This window comes from Alitiscatomonas aceti (assembly GCF_025567195.1).
GTDB classification, from domain to species: Bacteria; Bacillota; Clostridia; order Lachnospirales; family Lachnospiraceae; genus Alitiscatomonas; species Alitiscatomonas aceti.
In genome coordinates this window covers 1-16,831 of sequence record NZ_JAOQJF010000022.1, presented here as the reverse complement: position 1 = coordinate 16,831, position 16,831 = coordinate 1, and the positions used below count along the sequence as shown (strand labels likewise).

Below are 16,831 nucleotides of genomic sequence, written 5' to 3'. Positions count from 1 at the left end.
GAATCCCCCTATTTGTTCTTTCCACGCTTTTCATGTGCTTCGTTATACTTCTGGACCATGGCCGCCTTGGCTGCAAGGCTGCCCGGCTTCGCAGTCTCATTGTAAAAACGCTTGGATTCCTCGATCTGCTTTGCAGTCTTTTCCCGGCGGATCTCCTCCGCAGCCTTTTCCCTTTCCTCCTCTTCCTTAATGGATTTTAAGGAAGCGGTAGCATTCTGGGTGATCTTTGCCGGAGGAAGTCCCTGCTTGGCACGTTTCTTATTCACCTTTTCCAGATTCTTCTTCACCATCTCGTCGATATCGATCTTATCCATATAAGAATTTACAAGAAGCTGCTGGATGATCTGCACAACGCTGGTGGCGATCCAGTAAATACCAAGACCGGCCGGCATGGTGATACAGATAAAGGCAGAGAACAGAGGCATGGTGACCATCATCATCTGCATGGACTGGGCTGTCGGGTTATCCGGATCCGGCTTAGGCTGCTGGCCCTGCATCAGCTTTGTACTGAGCCACTGGGTAAGGGCTGCCAGGATCGGAATGCTCCATGCCAGAGACGGAGCCCAACCGGGAGCTTCGGCCATATTTAAGCCGCAGAAGGTGTTCATCCGCTCGATCACGCTGGCATTTTCCGCGATCACACTGGAAATAGCCGGGAACAGTCCCTCTAACTCCTGCCACTGAGCAGTCGTGAATTTATAAAGCAGGTCCACCATCTTGTCGGCGTTGGCAAAATCAAAGGTCTCAATGGATTTCACCGCTGCTGCTGTGGCAATATTGGTAATGCCCTGCATCTTTTCTGCGTAACCGGCCTGTCCCATTAACGGGATGACCACATTGTCAAAATATACCCGGACAGACGGAACGTAAGCCGGAATATTATAGATCACACGGTATAAGGCAAACAGGATCGGCATCTGGATCAGCAGGGGCAGACAGCCGCCTGTCATGCTGGTGCCGTACTTTTCATAAACCGCCTGAACCTCCACGTTCTGGCGCTGTAAGGACTCGTTATCTGTTTTTCCCTTATACTTTTTCTGGATCGCCTGAATTTCAGGGTTCATCACAGACATGAGCTTCGTAGTCTTCTGCTGCTTGATCGTAAGAGGGATCATCAGAGTCTTCATTACGATGGTAAACAAGATGATACATAAGCCCACGTTGAAAATACCAAAGATATCCGTAAACCGGAACAGGATATCCATGATATATCCAAGGACGGTAGCAATCGGTCCTAAAATAGACCCTGCTTTTGTCAATATCATAGCTGTAACCTCCTGGGTTTCCTACGGAACTGGATCATAACCGCCTTTTGCAAACGGATGACAGCGAAGGATCCGCCTGCAAGCAAGATACGTACCCTTTACAGCGCCATACTTTTCCAGTGCTTCCAAGGCGTATTGGGAGCACGTAGGCGTGTAGATACAGTGAGGGCCAATACACGGCGAAATAAACTTTCTGTAAAACCTCACCATGCCCATTAATACTTTTTTTACCAAACCTCTCACTTCGATTCTTTTAAAATGTTATGAAGTCCGCATAAGTGCAGAAACGCACTTTCAATTTTGTCGAATTTTTTGTCTCTGGCCGCGGCCCGCGCAACCACAACGATGTCTTTTCCATCCTCCAGCATGTCTTCGTTTAAACGGAAGCTCTCCCGCACAAGCCTGGCAAACCGGTGTCTTACGACGCTGTTGCCGACCTTCTTACTGACAGAGATCCCGATCCTGGCTCCCTTTCGGTCCGTATCCAGCACATACATGACCAGGTACTTATTTGCATAGGACTTTCCCTGGCGGTAGACCGCCTGGAACTCGCTGTTTTTCTTTAACGAATGAAATCTCCTCATAGAAACCTCAAAAAATAAGAGTACCCAAAAGTTTTCCTAAACTTCCGGATACTCTCTTGGATTCATTAAGCTGATAATCTGGCTCTACCTTTTGCTCTTCTGGCAGCTAAAACTTTTCTTCCGCCTGCGCTGCTCATTCTCGCTCTGAAACCATGAACTCTTTTTCTCTGAGTATTTTTCGGCTGAAATGTCATCTTCATAATCCCGGCACCTCCTCTTACTATAAATTCCAAGTACCTTTTTTCATGTACTGTATAAACTTAGACATGATGAAACATCGTTTCAATTATATAGAAGTTATGCGGCTTCGTCAAGACTAAATTTCGGGAAAAAGCCAAAAAAGGAGCGGGAAATTCCCGCTCCGCAAGAAAATGTATTTATTTTCTTATTTGTCACTATATTTAGTATCTTCCTATTATATAATAAGAAACGTTTTTTTTAACTAATGGTTTTTTACCTTTAAAAGCGCCTTTACAATGGCTGTGGTCAGGATCGCCGCCACAATGGCCTCCGGGATCCCGAAGCCCACGATCACTCCCAGGATCATATCATAAAGGCGGGCCACCACTTTATTTGAGGCTGCGGCATAGCTGTTTCCAAAGAAAAAGTAGATGCCGTTCATTACCAGGATCGTATTGGTCATGGAACCTGCGATACCAGCCAGGCCAAGGGCCACGGTCTGGCCGCCCTTTTTTCCACGGGCGAGCTTTAAGACCAGCTCATACACGTAGTACGCCGCCACTCCGATCAGGACTCTGGGGACGATGGAGATCACCACGCTCCACATATTCCCGCTGTATCCGCCAATGGTCACAAAGGGGCTGAATACAAAGGATGTCACCGTAGGCGTAAGCGTCGCCCGGACCAGACTGGTGATCCCGAATACAAGGCCCAGATACGCGCCGTATTTAGGGCCAAGAAGGAGCGCGCCGATGATGACCGGGACATGGATGATGGTGGCATTCATAAAGCCAAGGGGGATGTAGCCCAGGAACGGTACTACTGACATGGCAATGATGACGGCCGTGAAGATCCCGGCAAGGGACATGTCTAAGACTTTCTTTTCAATTTTCATGATCTTCCTCCTGCTACTGTTCTTTTCTTATAAAAGATACAATGCAATATAGTCACACACGCATTATACAAAACCATGGGAAAATGTCAATAAAGTTTTCCCCATTCCTATGAAAAATAATTATCCCCAATTTGTGGACAAACTGTGGATAACTTTCTGGATAACCTGCGGATAATTTGTGGATTGAATCTTTTCATTGAAAATTCCATCGGATTATTGTAAAATGATATTAGATTGGGTTTATGTGCTTTTGTGGACGGGTCCAAAACTTATCCACAGTTATGCACAGGTTTATACACATATTTAGGAGTACAGATATGCTGGAGAAAATTTTAGAGAAATGGGACGCGATCCTTTTAAATATCAAGGAGGAGCACGATGTCACCGATGTGTCCTACAAGACGTGGCTGCTGCCTTTGAAGCCATATTCTGTGGATAAACATATCCTCACCATCCTGGTGCCCGACGCCCTGTTTCTGGAGTATGTGAAAAAAAAATACGAGTTTTTGTTGAAAGTTACCATTGAAGAGCTGACCGGGATCTCCTGTGAGATCACATTTATCCCCAAAGACAGCATCAAAGAGGAGGAACCGGAAAAAAAGCTGATCCAGAACCACACGGCTGCCGTTAGCCAGCTGGCGATCCAGAACGCCAATCTGAATCCCCGCTATACCTTTGACACCTTTGTGGTGGGAAAAAATAACAACCTGGCCCACGCCGCATCCCTGGCTGTGGCCGAATCCCCAGGAGAGATCTACAATCCGCTTTTTATTTATGGAGGCGTGGGACTGGGAAAGACCCATCTGATGCATTCAGTGGCCCATTTTATCCTAAAAAATAATCCCAGCGCCAAGATCCTCTATGTGACCTCTGAGAAATTCACCAATGAGCTGATCGACGCCATTCGTAATAAGAACAACGTTTCCACCACGGAATTCCGTGAAAAATACCGGACCAACGACGTCCTCCTCATTGACGATATCCAGTTCATCATTGGAAAAGAAAGTACCCAGGAGGAATTTTTCCACACCTTCAACGCCCTTTATGAGGCCAAAAAACAGATCATCATCTCCTCAGACCGCCCGCCCAGAGAGATCGAAACCCTGGAGGACCGTCTCCGCTCCCGGTTCGAGTGGGGTCTGACTGTGGATATCCAGCAGCCAGACTATGAGACACGGATGGCGATCCTTCGGAAAAAGGAGGAGCTGGAGGGCTATAATATTGATAATGAAGTGATCAAATACATCGCCTCCAACATTAAATCCAATATCCGTGAGCTGGAGGGAGCCCTTACAAAAATTGTAGCCTTAAGCAAGCTGAACAACCGCGAGATCAATATCGAGCTGGCGGAGGAGGCCTTAAAGGACCTGATCTCCCCCAATGCCGTGAAGGAAGTGACTCCCCAGCTGATCCTTAATGTGGTAGCGGAGCATTTTGGGATCAATACCCTGGATATCATCGGCCAGAAGCGCAGCAAGGAGCTGGTATTCCCCCGGCAGATCGTGATGTATCTCTGCGGTGATATGACGACCGAGTCCCTCCAGAATATCGGCAAAGCCCTGGGAGGCCGCGACCACACCACGATCATCCACGGAACGAAGAAGATCGCCGACCGTTTAAAGACCGATGAAAATCTTCAGAACACTGTGGATATCTTAAAGAAAAAGATCAATCCTCACTGATCTGTGGACAGCCTTGTGGAATACCCGTGAAAAATTTGTGGATAAGCAGCTGAAATTTTTTTCAGATTTTCCCCTTGTGGATACTTCTTAAGTTATTCATCCTGAATCTTAAGGTTACCCACAGCTTGTTCAACGTGGAAAATCCTTTATATTTCAGCAATTTTACGCTTATTCACAAATTCACAGCCCCTACGACGATTGCGACGAAAATCTTTTATATATTTCTCTATTAAACCTGTCGCCAGCCAGAAAGGAAGTTATCAACATCTATGAAACTGACATTTCAAAAAGCCGCTTTACTAAACGGCATTAATATTGTTTTAAAAGCCGTTCCCTCAAAAACAACCATGCCTATTCTGGAATGTATCCTGATCGACGCATCCACCGATGTCATCAAGCTGACCGGTAACGATATGGAGCTGGGGATCGAAACAAAAGTTGAAGGAAATATTCTTGAAAAAGGAAAAATCGCCTTAGATGCAAAGCTTTTTTCTGAGATCACCAGAAAATTATCCGATGGAGATTCCATGGTGACCATCGAATCCGATGAAAAATACAACACCACCATCACCTGTGACAACTCTGTATTCCGGATCCAGGGAAAAGACGGGGACGAATTCTCTTATCTCCCCTATATTGAAAAGAATAAATATATCTGTCTGTCCCAGTTTACATTAAAGGAGCTGATCCGACAGACGATTTTTTCCATTTCTGTCAACGACAGCAATAAAATGATGACCGGAGAGCTGTTTGAAGTAAACGGCGATTCCTTAAGAGTGGTATCCTTAGACGGCCACCGGATGGCGATCCGGAAGATCCTTTTAAAAGATACCTATGAAAATACAAAGGTCATCGTTCCGGGAAAAACCTTAAACGAGATCAGCAAGATCCTGACTGGAGACAATGAAAAAGAGGTGCAGATCTACTTCGGCGCCAACCATATTTTATTTGAATTTGACGATACGATCGTGGTTTCCCGCCTGATCGAGGGAGAATATTTTAAGGTGGACCAGATGCTGTCCAGCGATTACGCCACCAAGATCTCTGTAAATAAAAAGGAATTCTTAGACTGCATCGAAAGAGCCAGCATCCTGATCCGGGAAAATGATAAAAAACCGATCATTTTAAACATCGAGGAATCAAAAATGGCCCTGAAGCTGAATTCCAGCTTTGGAACTATGAATGCAGAGATCCTGATCCACAAGACCGGCCAGGATCTGATGATCGGCTTCAATCCCAAATTCCTCATTGACGCCCTGCGGATCATCGACGACGAAAATGTGACGCTTTATATGATGAACCCCAAGTCCCCCTGCTTTATTAAGGATGAGGAGGAAACATATATTTACCTGATCCTGCCGGTGAACTTCAACGCAGCGGCGGTATAAACATATACCTGGTAATGGTATATACTCCTGGTATGGAATAGAAAGGAAAAAAATGGAAAAGATTCATTTAAAGGATGATTTTATAAAGCTGGGCCAGGCTCTTAAGCTGGCCGGCCTGGTGGATTCCGGTGTGGAGGCCAAGATCGTGATCCAGGATGGAAAGGTTTCTGTCAACGGAGCGGCGGAGCTCCAGAGGGGAAAGAAGCTTTATCCGGGCGATGTGGTATCCTTTGGCGGAAAGGAATTTCAGATAGAAAAATAAGGGTACGGTTTCATGTTCATTGAGTCGATCGAGCTTCTGAATTACAGGAATTATAAGCAGTTACATATGGACTTCCACAGCGGGACCAATGTGCTTTACGGCGACAATGCCCAGGGAAAGACCAATATCCTGGAAGCCGTTTATGTATGCAGCACCACCAAGTCCCATAAAGGGAGCAAGGATAAGGAGATCGTCCGGTTCGGGGAGGAGGAATCCCATATTAAGATGACCGTCCGGCGGGACGGGATCCCATACCGGATCGATATGCATCTGAAAAAGAACCGGACCAAGGGCGTGGCCGTCAACGGCGTCCCAATAAAAAAGGCCAGCGAGCTGTTTGGGATCGTCAATGTGATCTTTTTCTCCCCCGAGGACTTAAACATCATAAAAAACGGACCGGCTGAGCGGAGAAGGTTCCTGGACCTGGAGCTCTGCCAGCTGAACAAGGTGTATGTATACGATCTGGTCCAGTATAACCGGGTGGTGGTCCAGAGAAATAAGCTTTTAAAGGAGATGGATTCGGATCCGTCCTTAAAGGAGACCTTAAATATCTGGGATTCGCAGCTGGTGCGGTTCGGAAGCGAGCTGATCCGGCTCCGGACCCGTTTTGTGGAGGAATTAAACGAGCTGATCCGTGAGATCCATTTTCATCTTTCCGGTGAAAGGGAGGAGCTTGAGATCCGGTATGAACCCAATGTGACGCCGGAAACCTTTGAAGCAGAGCTTTCCCGGAACCGGAACCAGGAGCTGAGGCAGAGACTCACACTGACAGGCCCCCACAGGGATGACCTGAATTTTATTGTCAATGGCGCAGATATCCGGAAATTTGGTTCCCAGGGCCAGCAGAGGACGGCGGCCCTGTCCTTAAAGCTTTCGGAGATCGAGCTGGTGAAAAGGACCGTGAAGGATTATCCGGTTCTGCTTCTGGACGACGTGCTGTCTGAGCTGGACGGAAAACGCCAGGAGCACCTGCTGTCAGAGATCAGCCATATCCAGACGCTGATCACCTGCACAGGACTGGATGAATTTGTGAACAGCAGATTTCAGATGGACAAGATTTTTAAGATCGTTGAAGGAACCGTTGAGAGTGAAGAGCTGTGTGTGCAGTTGTAACAGAATTTAAAGGAGGAACATCATGAGCACAGAATATGGAGCCGACCAGATTCAGATCCTGGAAGGCCTTGAAGCAGTAAGAAAAAGACCTGGAATGTATATTGGGAGCACTTCCTCCAGGGGACTTCATCATCTTGTATATGAGATCGTAGACAATTCCGTGGATGAGGCCCTGGCGGGATACTGTGATTCCATCGACGTCCAGATCAACCCGGATAATTCCATTACGGTGGTGGACGACGGCCGCGGGATCCCGGTGGACATCCAGAAAAAGGCCGGGATCCCGGCGGTGGAGGTGGTATTTACCATCCTTCATGCCGGAGGAAAGTTCGGCGGCGGGGGCTATAAGGTTTCCGGCGGGCTCCATGGCGTGGGTGCATCGGTGGTAAATGCCTTGTCCGAGTGGCTGGAGGTGGAGGTACGCACAGGCGGCCATGTATATAAACAGCGGTATGAACGGGGAAAGACCATGTATCCCTTAAAGATCGTGGGAAGCTGTGGGGCGGAGGAGCACGGCACCCGGGTCACCTTCCTGCCGGATAAAGAAATTTTTGAAGAGACCGTTTACGATTTTGATACCTTAAAGATCCGTTTAAGGGAGACGGCCTTTCTGACCAAGGGGCTGAAGATCACTCTGAGGGACGGACGGGAGGAGAAAAAGGAAAAGACCTTCCACTATGAAGGCGGGATTCGTGAGTTTGTGGAGTATTTAAACCGCAGCAATGTGCCCCTGTATGAGCAGGTGTTTTACTGCGAGGGCCAGAGGGACGGCGTGCTGGTGGAGGTTGCCATGCAGCACAATGACTCCTATACAGAAAATATATACAGCTTCGTCAATAACATCAACACGCCTGAGGGCGGGACCCATCTGACCGGCTTTAAAAACGCCCTCACGAAGACGTTCAACGACTACGGGAGAAAGAATAAGCTTTTAAAGGAAAATGAACCGGCCCTTTCCGGTGAGGATATCCGGGAGGGACTGACGGCTATCATCAGCATCAAGGTGGAGGATCCCCAGTTTGAGGGACAGACCAAGCAGAAGCTGGGCAACAGCGAGGCCAGAGGAGCCGTGGACGGCGTGGTCAGCGAGCAGCTTACCTATTATCTGGAACAGAATCCGTCGGTGGCCAAGGCCATCATTGAAAAATCCGTCCTGGCCCAGAGAGCCCGGGCGGCTGCCAGGAAGGCCAGGGATCTGACAAGAAGGAAGACGGCCCTGGACGGCCTTTCTCTCCCTGGAAAGCTGGCGGACTGCTCCAGCAAAAATCCGGAGGAGTGCGAGATCTACATCGTAGAGGGAAATTCCGCCGGCGGTTCGGCCAAGGATGCGAGAAATAAGGCCACCCAGGCGATCCTGCCGCTGCGCGGAAAGATCTTAAACGTGGAGAAGGCAAGACTGGACCGGATCTACGGAAATGCAGAGATCCGTTCCATGATCACGGCCTTTGGAACCGGGATCCACGAGGAATTTGATATTTCCAAGCTGAGATACCATAAGATCATCATTATGACCGATGCGGACGTGGACGGCGCCCATATCAGCACCCTGCTCCTGACGTTTATATACCGGTTTATGCCGGAGCTTATCAAACAGGGATACGTTTATCTGGCCCAGCCGCCTCTTTATAAGCTGGAAAAGAATAAGCGCATCTGGTACGCATACAGCGATGAAGAGCTCAATGAGATCCTGAAGGAAGTGGGCCGCGACCAGAATAATAAGATCCAGCGCTATAAGGGTCTGGGAGAGATGGACGCGGAGCAGCTCTGGGAGACGACCATGGATCCCGAGCGCCGGATCCTTCTTCGAGTGACCATGAATGAAGAAATGACATCAGAGATCGATCTGACCTTTACCACCTTAATGGGCGATCAGGTGGAACCCAGAAGAGAATTCATTGAATTAAACGCCAAATACGGAACCCTGGATATTTAATCCCGGGATATGGAGAGGCCCTTGGGGCCAAGAAGGGTGGAAAAATAAATGGAACCGAATATTTTTGATAAAGTGCATGACATTGATCTGAAAAAGACAATGGAAAAGTCGTATATCGACTATGCGATGAGCGTCATTGCCGCCCGAGCGCTTCCGGACGTGCGGGACGGATTAAAGCCGGTGCAGAGAAGAGTGCTGTACTCCATGGTGGAGTTAAATAATGGACCGGATAAGCCCCATAGAAAGAGCGCCCGTATCGTCGGTGATACCATGGGTAAATACCATCCCCACGGCGACACCTCCATTTACGGAGCCTTGGTAAATATGGCCCAGCACTGGTCTATGCGGTATATGCTGGTGGATGGCCACGGAAACTTTGGATCTGTGGACGGCGACGAGGCGGCGGCCATGCGGTACACCGAAGCCAGATTAAGCAAGATCTCAACGGAAATGCTGGCGGATATTTATAAGGACACTGTGGACTTTGTTCCCAACTTTGATGAAACAGAAAAAGAGCCGGTGGTCCTGCCGTCCAGATTTCCAAATCTTCTGGTCAACGGCGGAACCGGCATTGCCGTCGGCATGGCCACCAATATCCCGCCCCATAACCTGCGGGAAGTGATCGCAGCGGTGGTAAAGATCATCGACAATAAGGTGGAGGAGAACCGGGAAACGACCATGGAGGAGCTGCTTTCCATCATCAAGGGACCGGATTTCCCCACGGCGGCTACCATCCTGGGGACCAGGGGCATAGAGGAGGCATACCGGACCGGACGCGGAAAGATCAAGGTGCGTGCGGTGACGGACATCGAGACCATGCCCAACGGAAAGAGCCACATCATCGTCACAGAGCTTCCCTACCTGGTCAATAAGGCCCGCCTGATCGAAAAAATGGCGGAGCTGGTAAAGACAAAGAAGATCGACGGCATCACGGCCATCACCGACGAATCCAACCGGGAGGGCTTAAGGATCAACATCGAGCTGAGGAGAGACGTCAACGCAAATGTGATCTTAAACCAGCTCTTAAAGCACACCCAGCTCCAGGATTCCTTCGGCGTGATCATGCTGGCCCTGGTAAACAACGAGCCCAAGGTCCTTACCCTGCCCCAGATGCTTACGTATTATCTGGATCACCAGAAGGACGTGGTGACCAGAAGGACCAGATATGACTTGAATAAAGCAGAGGAACGGGCCCACATTTTAGAGGGACTGTTAAAGGCCCTGGATCATATCGACGAGGTGATCCGCATCATCCGGGGTTCAGCCAACGTGGGAGAGGCAAAGACCCAGTTAATGGCCCGTTTTGGCCTTTCAGATGTCCAGGCCCAGGCCATTGTGGACATGCGTCTGCGGGCGCTCACCGGTCTGGAACGGGAGAAGCTGGAGAATGAATACAAAGAGCTTCAGGCCAGGATCGCAGAGCTGAAGGCCATCTTATCAGATGAAAACAAGCTCTTAGGCGTGATCCGGAAGGAGCTTCTGGTGATCTCTGACAAATACGGGGATGACCGCCGGACAAAGATCGGCTTTGATGACGACGTTTCCGTGGAGGATCTGATCCCCGACGACGACGCAGTGATCGCCATGACCAACCTGGGCTATATCAAGAGGATGTCCGTGGACAACTTCAAGAGCCAGAACCGGGGCGGCAAGGGGATCAAGGGAATGCAGACCATCGAGGAGGACTTCATCGAGGACCTTCTGATGACCACCAATCACCATTATATCATGTTCTTTACCAATACAGGCCGCTGCTACCGATTAAAGGCCTATGAGATCCCGGAGGCCGGAAGAACGGCCAGGGGCACAGCCATTGTCAACCTCCTCCAGCTTCAGCCTGGAGAAAAGGTAACGGCGACGATCCCCATGAAGGAGATCGACAATGAAAAATATCTGATGATGGCCACAAAGAACGGTATGGTGAAAAAGACCCGCATGGAAGAATATACCAATATGAGAAAGACCGGCCTCCAGGCCATCCTCCTCCGTGAGGATGACGAGCTCATCGAGGTAAAGGTGACTGACGATACGGAGGATATCTTCCTTGCTACAAAATACGGCCTTTCCATCCGCTTTAAGGAGAGCGACGTGCGGATCACCGGACGGGTCTCCTACGGTGTCATCGGCATGAAGCTGGATCCAGGCGACCAGGTCATCGGTATGCAGATGGAGAGCCAGGGCGAATATATGCTGGTGGCTTCCGAAAAAGGATATGGAAAGAGGACCCGCATATCAGAATTTAAGAGCCAGCTCCGGAATGGCCGTGGCCTTTTATGCTATAATGTGACGGAGAAAACAGGGTGCCTGGTGGGAATGAAGCTGGTGGACGATGAGCGCGACATCATGCTCATCACCAACGAGGGCATACTAATCCGCATGAGTGTGGACGATATTTCCGTCATTGGAAGAAATACGTCAGGGGTAAAATTAATGAGCATCGATCCGGATTCCAACGTGCGTGTGGCCACCATCGCCAAGGTGCGGGAAAGCAGCCATGGGGACGGAGAGGAAGACGGTGAAGATATAAAAACGGATCTGGAGAATGGGGACCAGAACGAATAAAACAGACTGAGGGAGGTAGTCTTATGGGAATTTCAAAAAAAGAGGCCTTACAGGCGATCGAGCGGGAACGGGAAATGATCTGTGCAGCCAGCGATGCAGTCTGGGATCATCCGGAAACTGCATTCCAGGAATTTAAGTCCACAGAGATCCTCTGTGAGCTCCTGGAGAAGGAGGGCTTTTCTGTGGAGAGGAATCTGGCCGGGATCCAGACAGCATTTTCCGGCCGGTTTGGCCATGGAAAGCCGGTGGTGGGCATCCTGGGTGAATTCGATGCCCTTTCCGGCCTTTCCCAGGAGTCGGAGAGCATTGAAAAGGTGCCTGTATGTGAGGGGGAGCCGGGTCACGGCTGCGGCCATAACCTGCTGGGAGCCGGATCTGTGGCTGCGGCCATTGCCGTAAAGGAATACCTGGAGAAGAATGGAAAAGAGGGGACTGTGGTATTTTTCGGCTGTCCCGGTGAGGAAGGCGGCTCCGGCAAGGGCTTTATGGCCAGGGACGGTGTCTTTGACGAGCTGGATTTCGCCATCAGCTGGCATCCCGGCGACCAGAATGAGGTTTCTGTGGGAAGCTCTCTGGCCAATTACCAGGTATTTTACCGGTTCTTCGGAACGGCGTCCCATGCGGCGGCCTGTCCGGAGCTGGGAAGGAGCGCCCTGGATGCTGTTGAGCTTATGAACACCGGCGTGCAGTATTTAAGAGAGCATGCCATCCAGGAAGCCAGGATCCATTACGCCATTACCAACACCGGCGGCTATTCTCCCAATGTGGTGCAGCCATTTGCGGAGGTCTTATACCTGATCCGTGCGCCTAAAAACGATCAGGTGAAGGAACTGTTTGAGAGAGTCAATGACATTGCCAGGGGAGCGGCTCTGATGACTGGTACCCGGATGGAAATGCAGTTTGTGAAGGCATGCTCCAATGTGGTGGACAATACGGTCCTGGAGGAGGTGCTCCAGAAAAACCTGGAAGAAGTAGAGCGGGAGCCCTATACAGAAGCGGAGCTGGAGTTTGCGAAAAAGCTTGCGGGTACATATGGCGGCGGTGAGCTGGATGTCCAGGATCTCCTGAAGCGGTATGAGAAGTCCAGAAAGGCAGAGGTGGAGGCCTTCTTAAACGCCCATAAGGACGATGTGATCTGCGATTATATCGTGCCCTTAAAGGATACAGAGACCGTTATGGCCGGTTCCACAGATGTGGGCGATGTAAGCTGGGTATGCCCTACGGCCCAGATCAACGCAGTGACCGAGGCGGCTGGAACACCAGGCCATTCCTGGCAGCAGGTGTCCCAGGGAAAATCCTCTATTGCCCATAAAGGCATGCTGTTTGCCGGAAAGGTCATGGCTGGAGCCATCATCGACGTGCTGGAGGATCAGAGGCTGATCGGCGAGGCGAAGGACGAACTGAAAAAACGGGTCGGCGAAGCCGGCTATGTGGCTCCGATCCCCAAGGATGTAAGGCCTATGGCCATCAATCCGAAAAAATAATGGAGCTGTTTGAGGTAAGATGTGATGAAAGCATGGGAAACGTTTAAAGAGTATTTTATGATCACGGTAGGAGTGGCGATCGTGGCGGTATCCGTTTATTTCCTTCTGGTTCCAAGCCATGTGACTGTGGGAAGCATCAGCGGTCTGTCGATCATCCTGGAATATTTTATTCCTCTGCCGCTCTCAGTGATCACCTTTATCCTGAATGCCATCCTTCTGGTGGTTGGATTTTTACTGATCGGAAAGGATTTCGGGATCAAGACCGTTTATACGTCTCTGATGATGCCAGTGATGATGGGAGTCCTGGAGCGGATCTATCCGGATGTACAGTCCATTATGAAGGATCCGTTTCTGGATATGATCGTGTATATTTTCATTGTAAGCATTGGACAGGCGGTGATGTTCCGCTATAATGCGTCCTCGGGCGGCCTGGATATAGTTGGAAAGGTCCTCAATAAATACATGCATATCGAGCTGGGAAGAGCCATTTCCATGGCTGGAATGCTGGTAGCCATTTCCTCGATCCTTACGTCTGATCTGAATATGGTGATCTTAAGTATTTTAGGTACGTATCTCAGCGGTATTATCCTGGATCACTTTATCTTTGGATTTAATATTAAAAAGAGGATCTGTATCATCTCCAAAAAGGAAAAGGAGATCACAGATTTCATTCTCCATGAGATGCACAGCGGAGCTACCATCTATGAGGCCAGGGGCGCTTACGACAATACGGTGCGCCGGGAGATCATAGCCATTGTATCGAAGAATGAATATTCCAAGCTGATGAATTTCATTACGAAGACGGATAAGGACGCGTTCGTTACGGTCTATACAGTCAATGAGGTTTTATACAGACCGAAATTCTAAAGGAACAAAGGAGAGGCCATGAGAGAGGTTTCAGTAAGCGAGATCACAAAAAACATAAGGGAGATGTGCATTGAAGCCAACCATTTCCTGTCTCCGGACATGAAGCAGGTCTTTGATGAGGCTGTAAGCAGGGAGGAATCCCCTCTGGGAAAACAGATCTTAAACCAGCTGGAGGAGAATCTCCGGATCGCCGGGGAGGACATGATCCCCATCTGCCAGGATACCGGAATGGCCGTGGTATTTTTAAAGGCGGGCCAGGAGGTACACTTTACCGGCGGCAGTCTCACGGAGGCGGTCAATGAAGGCGTCCGCCAGGGGTATACAGAGGGATTTTTAAGAAAATCCGTGGTGCAGGACCCCATCGAGCGGGTGAATACCGGCGACAATACACCGGCCATTCTTCATTATGAGATCGTGGAGGGAGACTCGGTGGAGATCACCGTGGCTCCCAAGGGCTTTGGCAGCGAAAATATGAGCCGTGTGTTCATGCTGAAGCCGGCAGATGGCATTGAAGGCGTTAAGGAGGCCATTCTGACAGCAGTCCGGGATGCGGGGCCCAATGCCTGTCCGCCCATGGTGGTGGGCGTCGGCATCGGCGGTACCTTTGAAAAGTGCGCCCTTATGGCAAAGCATGCGCTTACTAGAGACCTCTCTGAGGAAGCTCCGGTCCCCTATGTGCGGGAGCTGGAAAAAGAGATGCTGGAACGGATCAATGGCCTGGGAATCGGTCCTGGCGGCCTGGGAGGCCGTATAACGGCCTTTGCCGTGAATATTGAAACGTATCCTACCCACATTGCGGGACTGCCGGTAGCGGTCAATATATGCTGTCATGTAAACCGCCACGCCCACCGGGTCATCTGATCATGAAAAATCCGGTATCATCGGATAAAGGAGAGAGCCATGGATAAAAATATACATGTACCTATCAGCCGGGAGGACGCAGAGGGTCTGAGGGCCGGCGATTACGTTTATTTGACAGGCACGATCTATACGGCCAGGGATGCGGCCCATAAACGGATGAAGGAAACTCTGGACGCAGGAAAGGAGCTTCCCTTTTCCCTGGACCGGAATGTGATCTATTATATGGGACCGTCTCCGGCCAGGGAGGGCCGTCCCATCGGCTCTGCCGGCCCTACGACCGCCAGCAGGATGGATAAGTATGCTCCGGAACTTCTGGACCTGGGCCTGGGGGCCATGATCGGAAAAGGAAAAAGAAGTCCGGCGGTGGCTGACGCCATCGTAAGGAACGGGGCTGTTTATTTCGCTGCCATTGGAGGAGCCGGAGCTCTTTTATCGAAATGTATTTTAAGCTCAGAGGTGATCGCATACGGAGATCTGGGGCCAGAGGCGGTGAGAAAGCTGGAGGTAAAGGATTTCCCGGTGGTAGTGGTCATCGATTCCCAGGGGAATAATCTTTATGAAACCGCCGCAAGGGCGTATGCAAAGGAAGGATGACATGAACAGAATCGCTTATATGGTCATAAAGAGCCTGCCGTTTGTTCCGGCATGGTTTTACCGCGTATGCCGCCTGGGAAGAGATCAGGATCCCCATACGGAGCAGGAGCGGTATGATTATTTAAGAAAACTGGTTAAGAGGGTCAATAAAAGCGGCCGTGTGGCAATTGAGGTCCATGGCCGCGACAACCTTCCTGCCGCGGACGGCTTTATCATGTTCCCGAATCACCAGGGCCTCTTTGACGTTCTTGCTGTGATCGAGGGATGTCCACGCCCATTTGGTGTGGTCATAAAAAAAGAGGCAGCGGATATCATTCTCGTAAAGCAGGTAGTGAGAATGCTCAGAGGGATTTCCATAGACCGGCAGGATACCAGGAGCTCTTTAGAGGTGATCAATCAGATGACAGAAGAGGTCAGGAAAGGGAGAAATTATCTGATCTTTCCAGAGGGGACCAGATCCAGAAAGGGGAATGAGCTCCTGGAATTTAAAGCAGGTACCTTTAAAAGTGCTGTAAACGCCTGCTGTCCCATAGTGCCGGTGGCATTGATCAACAGCTTCAAGCCCTTTGATATCCGTTCCATCAAAGAAGAGACAGTCCAGGTCCACTTTTTAAAGCCTATTGAGTATGATCAATATATAGGAATGAAAACAAAAGAAATCGCACATCTTGTACATGACAGGATACAGGAAGAAATAAATAAATTTATCTAAAAAAAATTATTGACAAAATGTTTTTTCTCTTATATAATGACATATGCGTCTGGCGAATGCCAGAATTTAATAAGTGATTATTAGCTACGGTAATAAGGAGAAATACTCAAGAGGCCGAAGAGGCGCCCCTGCTAAGGGTGTAGGTCGGGAAACCGGCGCGAGGGTTCAAATCCCTCTTTCTCCGCTCACTGCAAGCAGCATGACGGCGCAGCAAACGCCGGAGCTGTCAGACAGTGGTACGCAAAGCAGGACAGAGTTTATATGGCCAGCAGAGCGTAAATGAATTTCTTCAAAAAAGAAATTCAAAAAAATAAAAAAAGTTCTTGACAAACAGAATACAACATGATATACTATCTAAGCTGTCGCTGAGAAAGACAAGAACAGCACAGAACCTTGAAAACTGAACAGTATGTAAAACCCTGAAAATTCTTATAAAATGGCCAAAAGGT

The 16,831-nt window shown here is 49.5% G+C and carries 16 protein-coding genes and 1 tRNA gene; 12 read left to right on the top strand and 5 right to left on the bottom strand.

Annotated elements, in window-relative coordinates; translation table 11 throughout:
* Positions 1 to 8: 8 nt before the first annotated feature.
* The 5 genes from OCV69_RS10975 to OCV69_RS10955 all read right to left on the bottom strand — a co-directional run bounded on the left by OCV69_RS10975 (position 9) and on the right by OCV69_RS10955 (position 2,924).
* Positions 9 to 1,265, bottom strand: coding sequence for a YidC/Oxa1 family membrane protein insertase (locus OCV69_RS10975; protein ID WP_158359166.1), 1,257 nt, complete (start codon positions 1,263 to 1,265; stop codon positions 9 to 11).
* 21 nt (positions 1,266 to 1,286) lie between these two features.
* On the bottom strand, positions 1,287 to 1,481 hold the full coding sequence (gene yidD, locus OCV69_RS10970; RefSeq protein ID WP_215653421.1) for a membrane protein insertion efficiency factor YidD: 195 nt from the start codon (positions 1,479 to 1,481) through the stop codon (positions 1,287 to 1,289).
* 23 nt (positions 1,482 to 1,504) lie between these two features.
* Positions 1,505 to 1,849, bottom strand: coding sequence for a ribonuclease P protein component (gene rnpA / locus OCV69_RS10965; protein WP_158359162.1), 345 nt, complete (start codon positions 1,847 to 1,849; stop codon positions 1,505 to 1,507).
* Between the two features lie 65 nt (positions 1,850 to 1,914).
* A complete protein-coding gene (gene rpmH / locus OCV69_RS10960; RefSeq protein WP_158359160.1) occupies positions 1,915 to 2,049 on the bottom strand; it encodes a 50S ribosomal protein L34 in 135 nt (44 codons plus the stop codon).
* A gap of 242 nt (positions 2,050 to 2,291) precedes the next feature.
* Complete coding sequence (locus OCV69_RS10955) at positions 2,292 to 2,924, bottom strand: ECF transporter S component (RefSeq protein WP_158359159.1); 633 nt, start codon at positions 2,922 to 2,924, stop codon at positions 2,292 to 2,294.
* Positions 2,925 to 3,241: 317 nt separating this feature from the next.
* On the opposite strand from OCV69_RS10955, the gene dnaA reads away from it, so the two are divergent.
* The 12 genes from dnaA to OCV69_RS10895 all read left to right on the top strand — a co-directional run bounded on the left by dnaA (position 3,242) and on the right by OCV69_RS10895 (position 16,566).
* A complete protein-coding gene (dnaA, locus tag OCV69_RS10950) occupies positions 3,242 to 4,606 on the top strand; it encodes a chromosomal replication initiator protein DnaA (protein ID WP_022272196.1) in 1,365 nt (454 codons plus the stop codon).
* A 269-nt stretch (positions 4,607 to 4,875) separates the two neighbouring features.
* Complete coding sequence (gene dnaN / locus OCV69_RS10945; RefSeq protein WP_022272195.1) at positions 4,876 to 5,994, top strand: DNA polymerase III subunit beta; 1,119 nt, start codon at positions 4,876 to 4,878, stop codon at positions 5,992 to 5,994.
* A gap of 52 nt (positions 5,995 to 6,046) precedes the next feature.
* A complete protein-coding gene (locus tag OCV69_RS10940) occupies positions 6,047 to 6,256 on the top strand; it encodes an RNA-binding S4 domain-containing protein (RefSeq protein ID WP_022272194.1) in 210 nt (69 codons plus the stop codon).
* A gap of 12 nt (positions 6,257 to 6,268) precedes the next feature.
* The gene (gene recF / locus OCV69_RS10935; RefSeq protein WP_022272193.1) at positions 6,269 to 7,369 is read left to right on the top strand and encodes a DNA replication/repair protein RecF; all 1,101 of its coding nucleotides are present in this window, start codon (positions 6,269 to 6,271) and stop codon (positions 7,367 to 7,369) included.
* Positions 7,370 to 7,391: 22 nt separating this feature from the next.
* Positions 7,392 to 9,302 (top strand): DNA topoisomerase (ATP-hydrolyzing) subunit B, encoded by a 1,911-nt coding sequence (gene gyrB / locus OCV69_RS10930; RefSeq protein WP_158359157.1) that lies wholly within the window; start codon positions 7,392 to 7,394, stop codon positions 9,300 to 9,302.
* A 48-nt stretch (positions 9,303 to 9,350) separates the two neighbouring features.
* The gene (gene gyrA, locus OCV69_RS10925) at positions 9,351 to 11,864 is read left to right on the top strand and encodes a DNA gyrase subunit A (RefSeq protein ID WP_158359155.1); all 2,514 of its coding nucleotides are present in this window, start codon (positions 9,351 to 9,353) and stop codon (positions 11,862 to 11,864) included.
* A gap of 23 nt (positions 11,865 to 11,887) precedes the next feature.
* On the top strand, positions 11,888 to 13,348 hold the full coding sequence (locus tag OCV69_RS10920) for a M20 family metallopeptidase (RefSeq protein WP_158359152.1): 1,461 nt from the start codon (positions 11,888 to 11,890) through the stop codon (positions 13,346 to 13,348).
* Between the two features lie 24 nt (positions 13,349 to 13,372).
* Positions 13,373 to 14,215 carry a YitT family protein gene (locus tag OCV69_RS10915; protein WP_158359151.1) on the top strand — a complete coding sequence of 281 codons (843 nt, stop codon included), beginning with the start codon at positions 13,373 to 13,375 and terminating at the stop codon, positions 14,213 to 14,215.
* An 18-nt stretch (positions 14,216 to 14,233) separates the two neighbouring features.
* On the top strand, positions 14,234 to 15,076 hold the full coding sequence (locus OCV69_RS10910) for a fumarate hydratase (RefSeq protein ID WP_158359149.1): 843 nt from the start codon (positions 14,234 to 14,236) through the stop codon (positions 15,074 to 15,076).
* Between the two features lie 39 nt (positions 15,077 to 15,115).
* Positions 15,116 to 15,670, top strand: coding sequence for a Fe-S-containing hydro-lyase (locus OCV69_RS10905; RefSeq protein WP_158359147.1), 555 nt, complete (start codon positions 15,116 to 15,118; stop codon positions 15,668 to 15,670).
* A 1-nt stretch (position 15,671) separates the two neighbouring features.
* Positions 15,672 to 16,382, top strand: a complete 711-nt coding sequence (locus OCV69_RS10900; protein ID WP_158359145.1) for a lysophospholipid acyltransferase family protein — start codon at positions 15,672 to 15,674, stop codon at positions 16,380 to 16,382.
* Positions 16,383 to 16,478: 96 nt separating this feature from the next.
* Positions 16,479 to 16,566, top strand: a tRNA-Ser gene (locus OCV69_RS10895).
* Positions 16,567 to 16,831: the final 265 nt, after the last annotated feature.